At 72.9% G+C, this 15,021-nt stretch carries 13 protein-coding genes; 8 read left to right on the forward strand and 5 right to left on the reverse strand.

What is annotated here, in order from left to right; all coding sequences use genetic code 11:
• Positions 1 to 649: ribonuclease III (rnc, locus tag ACODR5_RS10130; protein WP_488983556.1), on the forward strand; the 649-nt coding region annotated here is incomplete at its 5' end.
• The gene (gene mutM / locus ACODR5_RS10135) at positions 642 to 1,550 is read left to right on the forward strand and encodes a bifunctional DNA-formamidopyrimidine glycosylase/DNA-(apurinic or apyrimidinic site) lyase (protein ID WP_488983557.1); all 909 of its coding nucleotides are present in this window, start codon (positions 642 to 644) and stop codon (positions 1,548 to 1,550) included. The genes rnc and mutM, both read left to right, overlap by 8 nt.
• Positions 1,551 to 1,559: 9 nt before the next feature.
• Here the strand turns inward: mutM and ACODR5_RS10140 are convergent, their stop codons facing one another.
• Positions 1,560 to 1,964 (reverse strand): M15 family metallopeptidase, encoded by a 405-nt coding sequence (locus ACODR5_RS10140; RefSeq protein ID WP_488983558.1) that lies wholly within the window; start codon positions 1,962 to 1,964, stop codon positions 1,560 to 1,562.
• 169 nt (positions 1,965 to 2,133) lie between these two features.
• On the opposite strand from ACODR5_RS10140, the gene ACODR5_RS10145 reads away from it, so the two are divergent.
• Positions 2,134 to 2,655 carry a GNAT family N-acetyltransferase gene (locus tag ACODR5_RS10145; protein WP_488983559.1) on the forward strand — a complete coding sequence of 174 codons (522 nt, stop codon included), beginning with the start codon at positions 2,134 to 2,136 and terminating at the stop codon, positions 2,653 to 2,655.
• Positions 2,656 to 2,705: 50 nt separating this feature from the next.
• Positions 2,706 to 3,518: a hypothetical protein gene (locus ACODR5_RS10150; protein ID WP_488983560.1), complete on the forward strand. Its 813-nt coding sequence runs from the start codon at positions 2,706 to 2,708 to the stop codon at positions 3,516 to 3,518.
• 98 nt (positions 3,519 to 3,616) lie between these two features.
• On the opposite strand, the gene cofD is transcribed toward ACODR5_RS10150, so the two are convergent.
• From cofD to ACODR5_RS10165, 3 genes are read right to left on the reverse strand one after another with little or no spacing between them, the layout of a single operon-like run.
• On the reverse strand, positions 3,617 to 4,591 hold the full coding sequence (gene cofD / locus ACODR5_RS10155; RefSeq protein WP_488983561.1) for a 2-phospho-L-lactate transferase: 975 nt from the start codon (positions 4,589 to 4,591) through the stop codon (positions 3,617 to 3,619).
• Positions 4,588 to 5,676 (reverse strand): GNAT family N-acetyltransferase, encoded by a 1,089-nt coding sequence (locus tag ACODR5_RS10160; RefSeq protein ID WP_488983562.1) that lies wholly within the window; start codon positions 5,674 to 5,676, stop codon positions 4,588 to 4,590. The genes cofD and ACODR5_RS10160 overlap by 4 nt, the downstream gene beginning before the upstream one ends.
• Before the next feature lie 29 nt (positions 5,677 to 5,705).
• Positions 5,706 to 5,999, reverse strand: a complete 294-nt coding sequence (locus ACODR5_RS10165) for a hypothetical protein (protein ID WP_488983563.1) — start codon at positions 5,997 to 5,999, stop codon at positions 5,706 to 5,708.
• A gap of 602 nt (positions 6,000 to 6,601) precedes the next feature.
• Here ACODR5_RS10165 and smc point away from each other — a divergent pair.
• From smc to ACODR5_RS10180, 3 genes are read left to right on the forward strand one after another with little or no spacing between them, the layout of a single operon-like run.
• Positions 6,602 to 10,258: a chromosome segregation protein SMC gene (gene smc, locus ACODR5_RS10170; protein WP_488983564.1), complete on the forward strand. Its 3,657-nt coding sequence runs from the start codon at positions 6,602 to 6,604 to the stop codon at positions 10,256 to 10,258.
• A gap of 10 nt (positions 10,259 to 10,268) precedes the next feature.
• Entirely contained in the window at positions 10,269 to 11,420 is a 1,152-nt protein-coding gene (locus tag ACODR5_RS10175; RefSeq protein WP_488983565.1) for a class I SAM-dependent methyltransferase, read from the forward strand.
• A gap of 49 nt (positions 11,421 to 11,469) precedes the next feature.
• A complete protein-coding gene (locus tag ACODR5_RS10180; protein ID WP_460815275.1) occupies positions 11,470 to 12,414 on the forward strand; it encodes a diacylglycerol/lipid kinase family protein in 945 nt (314 codons plus the stop codon).
• Between the two features lies 1 nt (position 12,415).
• Here ACODR5_RS10180 and glgA read toward each other — a convergent pair whose 3' ends face one another.
• On the reverse strand, positions 12,416 to 13,624 hold the full coding sequence (gene glgA, locus ACODR5_RS10185) for a glycogen synthase (RefSeq protein WP_449854287.1): 1,209 nt from the start codon (positions 13,622 to 13,624) through the stop codon (positions 12,416 to 12,418).
• 130 nt (positions 13,625 to 13,754) lie between these two features.
• On the opposite strand from glgA, the gene glgC reads away from it, so the two are divergent.
• A complete protein-coding gene (gene glgC / locus ACODR5_RS10190) occupies positions 13,755 to 15,002 on the forward strand; it encodes a glucose-1-phosphate adenylyltransferase (RefSeq protein ID WP_488983566.1) in 1,248 nt (415 codons plus the stop codon).
• The last annotated feature ends 19 nt before the right edge of the window (positions 15,003 to 15,021 follow it).

The raw sequence follows: 15,021 nt of genomic DNA on the forward strand, positions 1-15,021 counted from the left end.
CACCCCCCCCCCGCTTCTCGATTTGGCCCTGACGCACCGCTCGTACGCGTTCGAGCACGGCGGCATCCCGCACAACGAGCGCCTCGAGTTCCTCGGCGACTCGGTGCTGAGCCTCGCCGTGACGTCGATGCTCTACGAGCGCTTCCCGAACGACGCCGAGGGCACGCTGTCGCGTCGCCGCGCGGGCGTCGTGTCGATGGTCGCGCTGGCGGCCGTCGCGCGCGAGCTCGGACTCGGCGCGCACATCAAGCTGGGGCGCGGCGAGGAGCGCACGGGCGGGCGCGACAAGGACTCGATCCTGGCCGACGCCACCGAGGCGATCTTCGGCGCCGCGTACCTCTCGGCCGGCCGCACGGCCGCGCTCGCGCTCGTGCAGCGGCTGATCACGCCGCTCGTGGACGACCCCGACCGCTACGGCGCCGTCGGCGACCCGAAGACGGCCGTGCAGGAGCTCGCCGCTCGGCTCGGCGTGGCGCCGCCCGCCTACGAGGTCACCGCCGAGGGCCCGGCCCACGACCGCCGCTTCACCGCCATCGTGCGCGTGGGCGACCGCGAGGCGAGCGGGCAGGGCGTCAGCAAGAAGCAGGCCGAGATGGCCGCCGCGCTGCGGCTGTGGCAGGACGCGCAGGACGCCCCGGCCCGTGCCTGAGCTGCCCGAGGTCGAGGTCGTCCGATCCGGCCTCGCGCCCGCCGTCACCGCGGCGACGATCCTCGGCGTCGAGGTCTTCGACCCCCGCGCGCTGACCCGCCACGCCGGCACGGCGGCGGACTTCGAGGCGCGCCTGGCCGGGCGCGGCATCCTCGGCGCCGCCCGCCGCGGCAAGTTCCTGTGGCTGCCGCTCGCCGACGCGGCCGCTGCCGGTCCCGAGGCCCTCATGGTGCACCTCGGCATGAGCGGGCAGATGCTGCTGCGCGCGCCGGGCGCACCGGCCGAGCGCCACGAGCGCGTGCGGTTCGCGATCGCGCACCCCGAGCACGGCGAGCTCGCGATCGTGTTCGCGGATCAGCGCACCTTCGGATCCCTCGCGGTCGATCCGCTCGTGCCGACCCCGGACGGCGCAGCGGGCGGCTTCGGCGACGCCGCGCCGCTCGTGCCCGCGCAGGCCGCGCACATCGCGCGCGATCCCCTCGATCCGGCCTTCGACGACGCCGGGTTCCGCCGGGCGCTGGCGCGCAAGGCGTCGGCGATCAAGCGCGTGCTGCTGGATCAGGCCGTGGTGAGCGGCATCGGCAACATCTACGCCGACGAGGCGCTGTGGGCGGCGCGCCTGCACCCCGAGACGCCCGCGTCGGCGCTGTCGACCCGTGCGGCGAACCGGCTGCTGGCCGAGGTGCGGGCCGTGCTGCGCAAGGCGCTGGCCGAGGGCGGCACGAGCTTCGACGCGCAGTACGTCAACGTCAACGGCGAGGCCGGCTATTTCGCCCACAGCCTCAACGCCTACGGCCGCACGGGGCAGCCGTGCCCGCGCTGCGGCCGCGCGATCGTGCGCGTGGCGTTCGCCAACCGCTCGAGCCACTACTGCCCGGCCTGCCAGCGGCGGCGCGGCTGACGCACGCGGTCACGACGCCTGGTTGCGGGGGTCCTCGGACGCGTCGAAGTACATGCGCGGGCAGCCGTCGGCCGCGGCGCCGGGCCGCAGCTCGAAGTGCCAGGCCTCGTTGTCGAAGATCCGGCAGAGGTCGTAGCGGGCGCCGTTGCGCTGCAGCCACTCGGCCGCGTCCCAGCCGCCGATGTCGACCGCATCGCCAGTCGTGTGCGCCGACCCCTCCGTCGTCGCCACCCAGCGCGATGCCGCCTCCCACGATCCATGCTCGGCGATCGCGTCGTCGATGTACTCCTGCTGCAGTGCCTCCGAGCGCCAGCCGCTGTTGACGACGGACGTGATGCCGTCCGCCGCCGCATCGTCGGCGGCTGTGCGCAGGGCGGCGAGCAGATCCGGGTCGAGGCCCGTGATGCCGGGCACGTCGTCGTAGACCGTCGTGCCGTCGGGAGCTCGCCGTCCGCGAGGGCGGACGTGTCGGACACCGCTCGGCGGGCGGCCTGCGCGTGGAGGTGCGACTGCCGCGGGCGCCCGAGCGCTGAGTCAGGCCTGGGCGGAGGCGAGGACGAGTCAGTTCAGTAGGTTGGGCGACATGGGGCTGGAGCTGCGGGCGATGATGGCGTCCGACGCGGAGGAACTCGCCTCCTGGGCGGTGGACCCAGTGTTCTGCGCGCACGCGGGGTGGACGCATCGGTCATCGGTCGGCGACGCGGTCCCCTGGTGGCGGAAGGCGATCGCGGATCCCGATCCGCTGCTGACTCGTCTGCTCGTTGTTCGCGATGGCGCTGCGGTGGGGTACGTCGACTTCCATGGTGATGAGGGTGAAGCCCGCGAGCTCGGATTCGTTGTCGGACCGTCCGCGCGCTGGCGCCAAGGCGTGGGCAGGGCGGCAGCCGCCGCTGGCCTTGCCTACGGGTTCTCCGTGATGGGACTGTCCCGCATCTGGGCAGAGGCGGTAGAGGCGAATGTCGGCTCTGTGCGAATTCTCCGAGGGATCGGAATGCGGCCGACGGGACGGGGAGACACGGAGGAGTTTCTGGGTGTCCCGTCGCGCTTCCTCCAGTTCTCGCTGACGCGCGCGGAGTGGGCGGCCGAGAATGCTTACTCCCGCTGACAGCTGACCACATCGTCGCGGCACACTTTTCTCATCGATAAGCTGATCGAATGACGAACAGTACCGCGGTCGAGCATTCCGATTCGAAGTTCTCGTCGGTTCTCAACACCGCCGCGCGCCTGCCTGGCGTGCGAATCAATCGCTCGGCATATCTACGCAGTGCCTTCAAGCGCTATTGCGCTGAGGACCAGCTGGCGGAGATCGTGGAGCGGGGGCCCGCGGCTGCGGGTGTATCGGCAGAGGTGATCAGGAAGGTCGCGAACACGTCGGTCAAGTACGAGACGGGAAAAGCCTCGGGGCTATCCGCGCTTGCAGGAGTGCCTGGCGGCTTCGCAATGCTCGGCACCGTTCCTGCCGACCTTGCGCAGTATTTTGGGCACGTCATTCGGATCGCCCAGAAACTGGCATACGTGTACAGCTGGCCGGACCTGTTCCCGGAAAAGGGTGAGGGCGACGAGCTCGATGAGGCGACGACCGGCATTATCACGCTCTTCATTGGTGCCATGTTTGGATTGCAAGCCGCGCAAAGCGGCGTTGCCACCATCTCCAAGATGATTGCAGGGCAGGTGGCGAAGGAGCTTCCGAAGAAGGCGCTCACGAGGGGAGTTGTATACCCGATCGTCAAGAAGGTCGCGCAGCGGCTCGGAGTCGAGATGACCAAGACGATCTTTGCGAGAGGCCTCTCCAAGGTCGTCCCCGTCGTGGGCGCTGTCGTCTCCGGTGGCCTCACGCTCGCGACATTCACTCCGATGGTAAGGCGGCTTCAGAACCACCTCGCGACCCTCGAGATCACAAAGCCTGGGTACCGCGGAACCGCTGCAACTGTGGAGTTCGACGAGGTCGTCTCCAAAGTCGAAGACTGACCATCCGGCATCGCCGCCTTAGCACGCTTGCGCTGGTCGCTTCATTTTCGGTGCTTCGCACCTTCGTTCAGCAACCGACCGGTATCGAGCCGTGGGACTCAGGCCACGGCGGCGGCGAGGGCCAGGGCGTCGGCGGCGAGGCGGGCCGAGGTGTCGTCGTCGCGCATCCAGAGGGGGACGGCGCGGGTCTCGATGCCGGCGTCGCGGATCGACGGCACGGCGGCGGCGTCCTCCTCGGCCACGAGCCAGCCGTCGAGCAGGCCGCCGGCGCCGCGCGCGCCGTAGTGGCGGGCGACCGCGCCGGCCGAGGTCTCGACGCCGATGGCCGACAGGCACGCGTCGGCCATGCCGCGCACGACCGATCCGCCGATGATGCCCGACACCCCGACGATCGGCGCGCCGGCCTCCCGCAGCGCCTCGCGGAGACCCGGCACGGCGACGATGGGGCCGATCGAGACGACGGGGTTGGACGGGGCGAAGAGGATGACGTCGGCCAGCTCGATCGCGCCGAGCGCGCCCGTCGACGGCTGCGCCAGCTCGATGCCGTGCTGCACGAAGCCGGTCGCGGGCAGCTGGGCGCGGTGGCGCACCCACCACTCCTGGAAATGGATCGAGCCGCCGCCCTCGAGGAGCACGTGCGTGTCGATCTCGTCGTCCGTGGCGGGGTGGAGCGTGGCGCCCAGATCCCAGCGTGCGCCGAGCCGCCGGTACACCTCCGACACCGTCGCGCCGCCGCGCAGCCACGCCGTGCGCGCGATGTGCGTGCCGAGGTCGAGGTCGCCGAGCGTGAACCAGTCGGGCGCCGTGCCCCACGCCGCCAGCTCGGCCGAGACGCGCTCGGTCTCGTCCGCGCGGCCCCAGCCGCGCTCGGCGTCATTCACGCCCGCGAGGGCATAGAGGATGCTGTCGTGATCGGGGGCGATGCGCAGGCCCGATACCCACCAGTCGTCCGCGGTGTTGACCACCACGTCGATGCGGGCATCGAGGCCCTCGCGCCGCACGTGCTCGCGCACGCCCTTCACGAAGCGGGCGCCGCCCACCCCGCCCCCGATCACGACGATCCGCTGAGTCATGCCTCTACCGTAAGGCGCTTCTCCCACGCGCCCGCGTAGGCGAGCGGGCGGAAGCCGACGCGCTCGTTGACGTCGAGCATGAAGCGGTTCTCCTCGGCGTTCCACGTGATGACGCACGGCGACTCGGGAACGGCCTCGCGCCAGCGCTTGAGGCCGACGCACTTCACGACCGATCCGAGGCGGTGGCCGCGGTGCTCCGGCGCGACGAGCGTGCCGTACTGCTCCGTCGGCTTCGTGCGGTCCGGTCCGATGCCGAGGTCGTTGTGCGCGGCGACCTGGCCCGTGGGCTCGTGGATCACGAGGACCACGCTGAGGCGGCGGCCGGCGCGCTCCTGGCGCTCGTCGCGGCGGCGCACGCGCTCAGCGTTCCACTCGCTCGCCTCCGACACCATCTCGCCGGTGGGCGCGTCGGTGGCCAGGCGCCCGAGGATGGCGGCGTAGCCGTCGATGTACTCCTCGGGCGTGCGACCTGTCCAGGTCACGACGCGGTAGTCCGGCCCGGCGGCCGCGAGTGACTCCTCGAGCAGCCGGTCGACCTCGTCGAACGAGCCGCGCAGGTCGAAGATGCTCGTGCGCTCCACCTGCTGCAGCGCGTACCCGTTGCGCACGAGCCGACGCGCCGGCACATCGTGCGGGATGCGCCCGAAGCCGGTGGGCGAGTCGAGCATGTCGCCCGACTCGCCCGCCGGGTGGATGGAGTAGACCTGCAGGGCGGTGCGCCCCGCATCGGCCGCGAGGCGCTCCGCCTCCTCGAGCATGCGGTCGTGGAGCTCGTCGTCGTCGAACTCCTCGGCCAGGTTCACCCACACCTCGGCCGCCTGCGCGGTCGTGTTCTCGTAGGTGCACACCGCGATGGCCGCGATGCGGTCGCCGACGCGCGCGACGAGGCCGTGGTGCGTGTAGTCGGTGGTGTTCTGCCACCGCGTGAGCACGTCCAGCTCGTCCTCGTCGATCAGGTCGGTGCGGGCGTTGCGCGCCCACTCCTCGTTGCCGATGCGCACCATGGTGCGGAAGTCGGCGGCGTCCGGGGCGTCGAGGGACTCCGGCACGTGCAGCGGGGCGATGGTCAGCGTGTCGCTGATCATGATGGTTCTCTTTCGTTCGTCGACGCGGGTCACGCGTGCGGATGGCGGGGGCCGGTCTGCCCCAGCGTCAGGCGGGCCTGCAGAAGGCGGCGGCGCTCCAGGAGCGCCTCGGCCTCGTCGCGGCGGATGTACTGGGGGCGGGTGCCCCACAGCATCAGCCACAGTCCGATCCGCATCGCGATGCGGTCGGCGAGCGCGGTGCGGGGAGCGCGGGACTCCAGCGCGGCGATCGCCTCGGACGGGGGCCGCGGAGGTTGGGGCGGCCGGGGCTGCTGCTCGGCGAACGCCCGGTCACGGGTGGGGTGCTGCACGGTCTGCGACATGGTTCTGTCCTTTGTGAGGGGAGGGGCGGATCGCGGGATGTGCGATCCGCACGCTGGGGAGGGTCTCCGACATCCCGGTGGGACACGGAGACGGCGGATCACGGAGCCCCGAGGGGCGGATCCGGGATCCATTAAGGGACGCCGGGACCATGGCGGCGCGACGGATCGCGGCCGGGGATCCCGGGGGAGGCACGCCGATCAGGCGGCGCGACGGCGCATCAGATGCCCCGCGACCCGAGGGTCGGAGCGATGCGAGGGGTGCGGGACGGCGTCAGCCGCGTCGACCGCGAAGGAGCCCGAATGCGAGATCCGGATTCCCGGCGCCGAGGAGCGCGGCGTCGACGACGGCACCCGTGCGGGTGTGCTTAGTCGTGATCATCATCGCGATCTCCTCTCGTGCCGTCGCGCGCCGATGCGCGCAACCGCAGATCACGTTAGGGCACCGGCGCAACGGGCGTCAAGGTTTCGTTCAGATTCGGGCGCCCGCCGGGCGTGTCGTGGTCGCCGTCCGCCGCCGATGAAGCCGCGTGCGGCGCGGAACGCCGGGCGTCGCGCGGCGTGTCGGGTAGCGTGGATCGACTACGGCCGGAGGAGGAACGCGGATGCACCTGAAGAGCTTGACGCTCAAGGGGTTCAAGTCGTTCGCGCAGCCGACCACCTTCGTGCTCGAGCCGGGCGTGACGGCGATCGTCGGGCCCAACGGATCGGGCAAGTCCAACGTCGTCGACGCCCTCGCCTGGGTGATGGGCGAGCAGGGCGCCAAGAGCCTGCGCGGCGGCAAGATGGAGGACGTCATCTTCGCCGGCACCGCCACCCGCGGGCCGCTCGGCCGCGCCGAGGTGCAGCTGACGATCGACAACTCCGACGGGGCGCTGCCCATCGAGTACAGCGAGGTCACGATCAGCCGCACGCTGTTCCGCAACGGGCAGAGCGAGTACGCCATCAACGGCGAGTCGTGCCGCCTGCTCGACGTGCAGGAGCTGCTGAGCGACTCGGGTCTGGGCCGCGAGATGCACGTCATCGTGGGCCAGGGCCGGCTCGACACGGTGCTGCAGGCGACCCCCGAGGACCGCCGCGGCTTCATCGAGGAGGCGGCGGGCATCCTCAAGCACCGCCGCCGCAAGGAGAAGACGCTCCGCAAGCTCGAGGCCATGGAGCAGAACCTCACGCGCCTGAGCGACCTGGCGGGGGAGATCCGCCGCCAGCTCAAGCCGCTCGGGCGGCAGGCCGAGATCGCGCGCGAGGCGCAGACGATCGCGGCCGTCGTGCGCGATGCGAAGGCGCGCCTGCTGGCCGACGACGTCGTGCAGCTGCGAGCGGTCCTCGCCGATCACCACCGCAGCGAGCAGGAGCGCCACTCCGAGCGGCTCGTGCTGCAGGAGCAGGCCGACGGCGTGCGGGTGCGGATCGCGTCGCTCGAGGCGCAGCAGAACGCCGAGGCCGTGGACGAGGCCCGCCGCGTGGCGTTCGCGCTCGAGCAGGTGCAGGAGCGGCTGCGCGGGCTGTACACGCTCGCGAACCAGCGGCTCGCGCTGCTCGGCCAGGACGACGAGGACGCCGGCGCTGCCGTCACCGTGACGCAGGCGGCGATCGACGAGGCACGGGCCGAGATCGATCGCATCGCGGACGGCCTCGGGGCGGCGCAGGACGCCGTGCGGGAGGCCTCGCGCGAGCTGCTCACGGCGCGCGCCGAGCTGGACGCGCTCGACCAGGACATCGCCGAGCAGAGCGCGCTCGTCTCGGAGCACGACATGCGCATCACGGCGCTGCGCGGATCGGCGGAGGCGGCCGAATCGGCGCTCGTCGCGGTGCGCGCGGCCGTCGAGCGGCAGCAGCGGGCGCTGGACGCCGCCCACGCGCGGCGCGTGGAGGCCGCGGCCGCGTACGAGGCGCTCGAGAGCGTCGAGGAGACCACCGGCACGGCCGCGCAGTTCCAGGCAGCGTACGAGGACGCGCAGCAGGCGGCGACCGAGGCCGAGGCGGAGCTCGAGCGGATCCGCGAGCAGCACCGCGCCGCCGAGCGCGAGGGCGACGCGCTCACGGCGAAGACGGCCGCGCTGCGCAGCGCGCTCGACGTGAAGAACGGCGCCGCCGAGCTGATCGCCCGCGGCGGCGACGGCATCCGCGGCCTCGTGGGCGACGCCGTGCAGGTCGAGGCCGGCTGCGAGGCGGCGGTCGCGGCCGTGCTCGGGCCGCTGGCGGAGGGCGTGCTCGTCGGCACGCGCGACGACGCGCGCGCCGTCGCGGAGCGGGCGGGCGACGTCGGCGTCGTCGACATCGTGATCGCCGACTCCCCGGCGGCCGCCCCGGCGTTCCCGTCGCTTCCGGGCATCGTCGCCGCGCGCGACGTCGTGACGGCGCCCGAGGGCGTGCTGGGCGTGCTCGCGTACGTCGCGATCGCCGACGACCTCGCGGCGGCGCTCGCCGCGGCGCCGGCCCTCGCCGCGGTCGAGCTCGGGGGCCCGATCACCGTCGTGACGCGCGCCGGCGAGGTGCTCACCGCGCACACGCTGCGCGCCGGATCCGGCGAGGGCCGCTCGCGCCTCGAGCTGCAGGCGGAGCACGACGCGGCGGCGGATCGGCTCGCGGAGGTGCGCGTGCTCGTCGAGGACCTGGGCGTGCAGCGCCGCGAGGCGACCGAGCGGCTGCAGTCCGCGCGCGCCAGGGCGAAGGAGGCGCTGCAGGAGCTGCGCCAGCACGACGCCCAGCTGGCGCAGCACGCCGAGCACGTGAACAAGGTCACGGTGCGGCATGAGGCGGCGGTGGCGGAGTGCGAGCGCCTCGAGGCGGGCCTCGCGCAGGCGCAGGCCGCCGTGACCGAGGCCGAGGCGAAGGCACGCGCGGCCGCCGAGGAGCTCGACCGCGCGCTGCAGCAGCCGCGCCCGATCCTCGACGCCTCCTCGCGCGACGGGCTGCTCGCGGCGCTCGAGAAGGCGCGCGAGGGCGAGATGGCCGCGCGGCTGGAGGTCGAGACGCTGCGCGAGCGCGTGCGCGCCGCCGAGGCGCGCGCCGTGGGCCTGGAGCGGCAGCGCGAGCGCGAGCGCGAGGCGGCCGCGCAGGCCGCCCGCCGCGCCGTCATCCGCCGCCGGCAGCGCGAGGTCGCCGCCGGCGTGGCCGCCGAGCTGCCGCACCTCATGGACTCCGTCGACCGCTCGGTCGCCGAGGCGCGGCTCGCCCTGGCCGAGGCCGAGAGCGCCCGCTCGGCGATGTCCGAGGAGCTGCGCGACCTGCGCCGCCAGGAGGCGCAGCTGCGCGAGCGCTTGAGCGGCCTCACCGAGAGCGTGCACGGCCTCGAGCTGCAGATCCACGAGAAGAAGGTGCAGCTGAACAGCCTGCTCGAGCGGGTCTCGAGCGAGCTCGGGCTGGGCGAGGAGGTGCTCGTCGCCGAGTACGGCCCGGACCAGCCCGTGCCGCGCGACGTCGCCGACATCACGCCCGCGCGCGAGACGGGCGAGCTGCGGCAGGGGGCCGACGAGGCGCTCGAGCGCGGCACGGGCGACGAGGCGCTGCCGCTCGCGGAGGACGCCGCGCCGGCGCCCGACGCGGCCGCCTCCGACGACGCCGCGGACGGCGAAGCGCCGGCGACGATCGCGTACGACCGGCGCATGCAGGAGCGCCGCCTGCGCGACGCGGAGCGCAAGCTCGCGCAGCTGGGCCGCGTGAACCCGCTGGCGCTCGAGGAGTTCGCCGCGCTGGAGCAGCGGCACAAGTTCCTCACCGAGCAGCTGGACGACCTCGTGCAGACCCGCAAGGACCTCATGACGATCATCGCCGACCTCGACGAGCGGATGCAGGCGATCTTCGCCGAGGCGTTCGAGGACACGAAGGCGGCGTTCGCCGAGGTGTTCCCGATCCTGTTCCCGGGCGGCACGGGATCGATCTCGCTGACGAACCCGGACGACCTGCTCACGACGGGCATCGAGGTCTCGGTGCGGCCGGTGGGCAAGAAGATCGAGCGGCTCTCGCTGCTCTCGGGCGGCGAGCGCTCGCTGGCCGCGGTCGCGCTGCTCACCGCCATCTTCAAGGCGCGACCGAGCCCGTTCTACATCCTCGACGAGGTGGAGGCGGCGCTCGACGACGCCAACCTCGGCCGCCTGCTGGGCGTGTTCGAGGCGCTGCGCGAGAACAGCCAGCTCATCGTCATCACGCACCAGAAGCGCACGATGGAGATCGCCGACGCGCTCTACGGCGTCTCGATGCGCCAGGACGGCGTCTCGGCGGTCGTGGGGCAGCGGATCAACGAGCGCGCCACGGCATGAGCGGGCGGTCGTGAACGCCGTCGAGTGGCTCGACGCGCACGCCGCGCGGCTGCGCCGCCGGCCCGATCTCGAGGCGCACGATCTCGTCGCCGCCGACGCGAGCGATCGGCTCCTCCTCGCGGCGGCGGGGGACCTGCGCGGAAGCGACGCCGTGGTGATCGGCGACCGCCACGGGGCGATCGCCCTGTCGCTGGCCGCCACGGGGACGACGGTACGCGCGCATCAGGACGCGCTCACGGGCGAGCGGGCCGCGCGCCTGAACGCCGTCGACGCCGGCCTGGCCTCGCCCGCCGACGACCCGGAGGACATCGCGGTGCCCGGTGTGACATGGCACGACCTCGGCCCGGAGCTCGTGCGCGGCGCCCGCACCGTGCTGCTGCAGCTGCCGCGCTCCCTCGACGCGCTCGACGAGATCGCCGGTCTCGTCGCGGCGCATGCCGACGCGGAGGTCCGGCTCGTCGCCGTCGGGCGGGTGAAGCACATGAGCCACGCCATGAACGACGTGCTCGCGCGGCACTTCGGCTCGGTCGCCGCCGACCGCGGGGTCGGGAAGTCGCGCGTGCTGCGGGCATCGGGTCCGCGCGGCGCGGCCGGGCCGGCGTGGCCCCGCGCCGAGCGACACGACGATCCGCGGCTCGTCGTGTGCGCGCACGGCGCCGCGTTCGCGGGCACGTCGATCGACATCGGCACGCGCTTCCTGCTCGGCTTCCTGCCCGACATGCCCGACGCCGAGTACGCGATCGATCTGGGGTGCGGCACGGGCGTGCTCGCCGCCTCGTACGCCCTGGCGCGCCCGGGCGCCCGCGTGCTGGCGACCGATCGATCGGCCGCGGCGGTCGCGTCGGCCCGCGCCACGGCCGACGCGAACGGTGTCGGCGACCGGGTGGCGGTGCGCCGCGACGACGGCCTCGCCTCTTGCCCCGACGCGAGCGCCGACCTCGTGCTGCTGAACCCGCCGTTCCACTCCGACGCCGCGGTGACGGCGCAGCTCGCGCCCCGCCTGTTCGCCGAGGCGGCGCGCGTGCTGCGCCCCGGCGGGCAGCTGTGGTGCGTGTGGAACTCGCACCTGGGCTACCGGCCGCAGCTCGAGCGGATCGTCGGGCCGACACGGCAGGCCGGGCGCAACGCCAAGTTCACCGTGACGGCGTCGGTGCGCCCCTGAGGGCGGATCGGTAGGCTTCGTGCCACGTGCGAGACGGGAGGAGCCGCTCATGGCCCAGCACATCGGGATCGTGTGGAACCCCAGCAAGACCACGAAGGACGAGCTCACGACGGCACTCGAGGAGGCGCTCTCCGGCGCCTCCGACGAGCCCCGCGTGACGTGGGTGGAGACCTCCGAGAACGACCCGGGCCGCGGCGCGGCGGATGCGGTGATCGCGGCCGGCGCGGATCTCGTCGTGGCGGCGGGCGGCGACGGCACGGTGCGCGTGGTCGCGGAGGCCGTGGCGGCCGCGGAGGGCGTGGAGCTCGCGATCGCGCCGCTGGGCACCGGGAACCTCCTGGCGCGCAACCTCGACGTGCCCATCAACGACCTTCCCGCCGCGTTCGCGCGGGCGCTGGACGGCGAGGCCGCCCCGATCGACCTGGGCTGGGTGAGCTTCGACGCCGACGGCGAGCGGCAGCGGCACGCGTTCGCCGTCATGGCCGGCTTCGGCGTGGACGCGCACATGATCACCGAGACCGACGACGACCTGAAGGACCGCGTGGGCTGGCTCGCCTACGTCGAGTCGCTCGGCCGTGCCGTCTCGGCCAGCGAGGTGATCGGCGTCCGGGTCTCGGAGAACGGCGCCGACCCGGTCGACGCGACCGCGCACACGCTGCTCGTCGGCAACTGCGGCACGGTGCAGGGCGGCATCACGCTGCTGCCCGACGCCGACCCGCGCGACGGAGAGCTCGACGTGCTCGTGCTCGACGCGGACGGCGTCGGCGGCTGGCTCGACACCATGCGCAACATGCTGTGGGACAACGGGCTCAAGCGCCTGCTGCCCGGCGACGACGCCGCCGCGCAGAGCAGCGCCTCGACCTCCCACCACCGCGTGCGCGCGCTGACCGTGGAGCTGGACGAGCCCCGCGAGTTCGAGATCGACGGCGACATCGTCGGGTCGGTCACGCGGCTCGAGTTCGAGGTGCAGCCCGCGGCCCTGCGCGTGCGCTGAATCAGCCCCGCCGGACCTCGGCGTAGAGCGCGGCCGTGCGGTCGGCGATCGACGACCACGAGAACTCCCGCTCGGCCCGCCGGCGCCCCGCCGCGCCGAGCTCGCGCGCGCGATCCGGATCCGACACCATCTCGGTCAGCGCGGCGGCGAGATCCGCCACGAAGCGATCCGGATCGGTCGGCGTGCCCGTGCCGTCGTCGAGCTGATCGATCGGGACGATCGCCCCCGTGACGCCGTCGGCGACGACCTCGGGGATGCCCCCGGTGCCCGTGCCGACGACGGGGGCGCCGCACGCCATGGCCTCCAGGTTGACGATGCCGAGGGGCTCGTACACCGAGGGGCACACGAAGGTCGTCGCGGCCGAGAGCAGCGCGCACAGCTCGTGCCGCGGCAGATGCCGGTCGATCCACACGATGCCGTCGCGCTCCGCCCGCAGCTCGGCCACGAGCCCCTCGACCTCCGCCATGATCTCGGCGGTGTCCGGCGCGCCCGCGCACAGCACGAGCTGCACCTCGGGAGGCAGCAGGCGGGCCGCGCGCAGCAGGTACGGCAGGCCCTTCTGGCGCGTGATGCGCCCCACGAAGACGATCGAAGGACGATCCGGATCGGCGCCCAGCGCGCGCACCGTGTCGGCGTCGTCCACGCGGCGCCAGCCGTCCAGGTCGATGCCGTTGTGGATCACGCGCACGCGCTCCGGGTCGAGCTGCGGATAGACGCGCAGCAGGTCGCGTCGCATGCCCTCGCTCACTGCGACCACCGCATCGGCCGCCGTCAGCGCGTCGCGCTCGATCCAGCTCGACAGGCGGTAGCCGCCGCCGAGCTGCTCGGCCTTCCACGGGCGCAGCGGCTCGAGGCTGTGGGCCGTGGCGATGTGCGGGATGCCGTGGAGCATCTTCGCGACGTGCCCGGCGAAGTTCGCGTACCAGGTGTGCGAGTGCACGAGGTCGGCGCCCGCCGCGTCGCGTGCGATCTCGAGGTCGGTGCCCATGGCCTGCAGCGCGCCGTTCGCCCCGGCGAGGCCCTCGGGCACGGCGTACGAGAAGGTGCCTGGCTCGTCGCGCGGCGCGCCGAAGCAGCGCACGACGACGTCGAGCGGAGCGCCCCCGACCCCTTCGCGGGCGCGCAGGGCCCTCGCCAGTTCCGCAACGTGCACGCCGGCGCCGCCGTAGACCTCGGGCGGATACTCCCGGCTGAGCAGATCGATGCGCATGCGAACAACGTACTGCGGCGGGCGCGGCGGCGGGAGGAGTGCGGGACGGAAACGGAATATCAACCCCTCCCGTTCCGGGCGGCGCGCCACTAGGGTCGGGGCAGGAGCGCGACGAAGGGGCGGCACACCCATGGCGGCGACGAAGAAGGTGCTCGGGATCGTCCTCGCGGGCGGCGAGGGGAAGCGGCTCATGCCGCTCACGCTCGATCGGGCCAAGCCCGCCGTGCCCTTCGGAGGCCACTACCGGCTCATCGACTTCGCGCTGTCGAACCTCATCAACTCGGGGCTGCGCCAGATCGTCGTGCTCACGCAGTACAAATCGCACAGCCTCGACCGCCACATCTCCAAGCTGTGGCGGCTGAGCGGGCTGCTGAACTCCTACGTCACGTCGATCCCGGCGCAGCAGCGCCTCGGCAAGCGCTGGTACCTGGGGTCGGCCGACGCGATCCTGCAGAACCTCAACCTCGTGCGCGACGAGCGGCCCGACTACATCGCGGTGGTCGGCGCCGACCACGTCTACCGCATGGACTTCGAGCAGATGATCGAGGCGCACATCGCCTCGGGTGCGGAGTGCACCGTGGCGGCGATCCGCCAGCCGATCTCGCTCGCCAACCAATTCGGCGTGATCGAGACGGAAGCGGACCGACCCGGCATGATCCGCGAGTTCCTCGAGAAGCCGCAGAAGCCGCAGGGGCTGGCCGACTCGCCGAACGAGGTGCTCGCCTCGATGGGCAACTACGTCTTCACGACCGACGCGCTCGTCGAGGCCGTGCTGGCCGACGGCGAGAACGAGAGCTCGAAGCACGACATGGGTGGCGACATCGTGCCCTACTTCGTGGAGCGCGGCACCGCCGCGGTGTACGACATGAAGGACAACGAGGTGCCGGGCAGCACGCCACGCGATCGCTACTACTGGCGCGACGTCGGCACGATCGAGTCGTACTTCGAGGCCCACCAGGACCTCATCTCGGTGCTGCCGATCTTCAACCTCTACAACGACGAGTGGCCCATCTTCAGCCGCCAGGACAACATGCCGCCCGCCAAGTTCACGCGCGACGCCCGCGGCACGCTCAGCACCGTGATCGACTCGATCGTCTCGCTCGGATCGGTGATCTCCGGCGCCCACATCGAGCGCAGCGTGGTGGGCACGCACACGATGGTCGAGTCCGGGGCACTGCTGACCGACTCCATCGTGTTCGACCACGCCCGCGTGGCCGCCGGCGCCACCGTGCGCCGCGCGATCCTCGACAAGAACGTCGTCGTCGACGCGGGCGCGACGATCGGGGTCGACCCGGCGGCGGACCTCGCACGCGGCTTCACCGTGACGGAGACGGGCATCACGGTGGTGGGCAAGGACGCGCACGTCACGCGTGAGTGACGGCCGAACTAGGCTGGGA

The sequence above is a fragment of the Microbacterium sp. FG3 genome, assembly GCF_057809335.1.

Coding starts and splice junctions, on each gene's coding strand:
- ACODR5_RS10165 (WP_488983563.1), bottom strand. CDS start 5,999: ATGTCGCAGACCGTGCAGCACCCCACCCGTGACCGGGCGTTCGCCGAG.
- cofD (WP_488983561.1), bottom strand. CDS start 4,591: ATGACTCAGCGGATCGTCGTGATCGGGGGCGGGGTGGGCGGCGCCCGC.
- ACODR5_RS10180 (WP_460815275.1), top strand. CDS start 11,470: ATGGCCCAGCACATCGGGATCGTGTGGAACCCCAGCAAGACCACGAAG.
- ACODR5_RS10145 (WP_488983559.1), top strand. CDS start 2,134: ATGGGGCTGGAGCTGCGGGCGATGATGGCGTCCGACGCGGAGGAACTC.
- glgA (WP_449854287.1), bottom strand. CDS start 13,624: ATGCGCATCGATCTGCTCAGCCGGGAGTATCCGCCCGAGGTCTACGGC.
- smc (WP_488983564.1), top strand. CDS start 6,602: ATGCACCTGAAGAGCTTGACGCTCAAGGGGTTCAAGTCGTTCGCGCAG.
- glgC (WP_488983566.1), top strand. CDS start 13,755: ATGGCGGCGACGAAGAAGGTGCTCGGGATCGTCCTCGCGGGCGGCGAG.
- ACODR5_RS10160 (WP_488983562.1), bottom strand. CDS start 5,676: ATGATCAGCGACACGCTGACCATCGCCCCGCTGCACGTGCCGGAGTCC.
- ACODR5_RS10150 (WP_488983560.1), top strand. CDS start 2,706: ATGACGAACAGTACCGCGGTCGAGCATTCCGATTCGAAGTTCTCGTCG.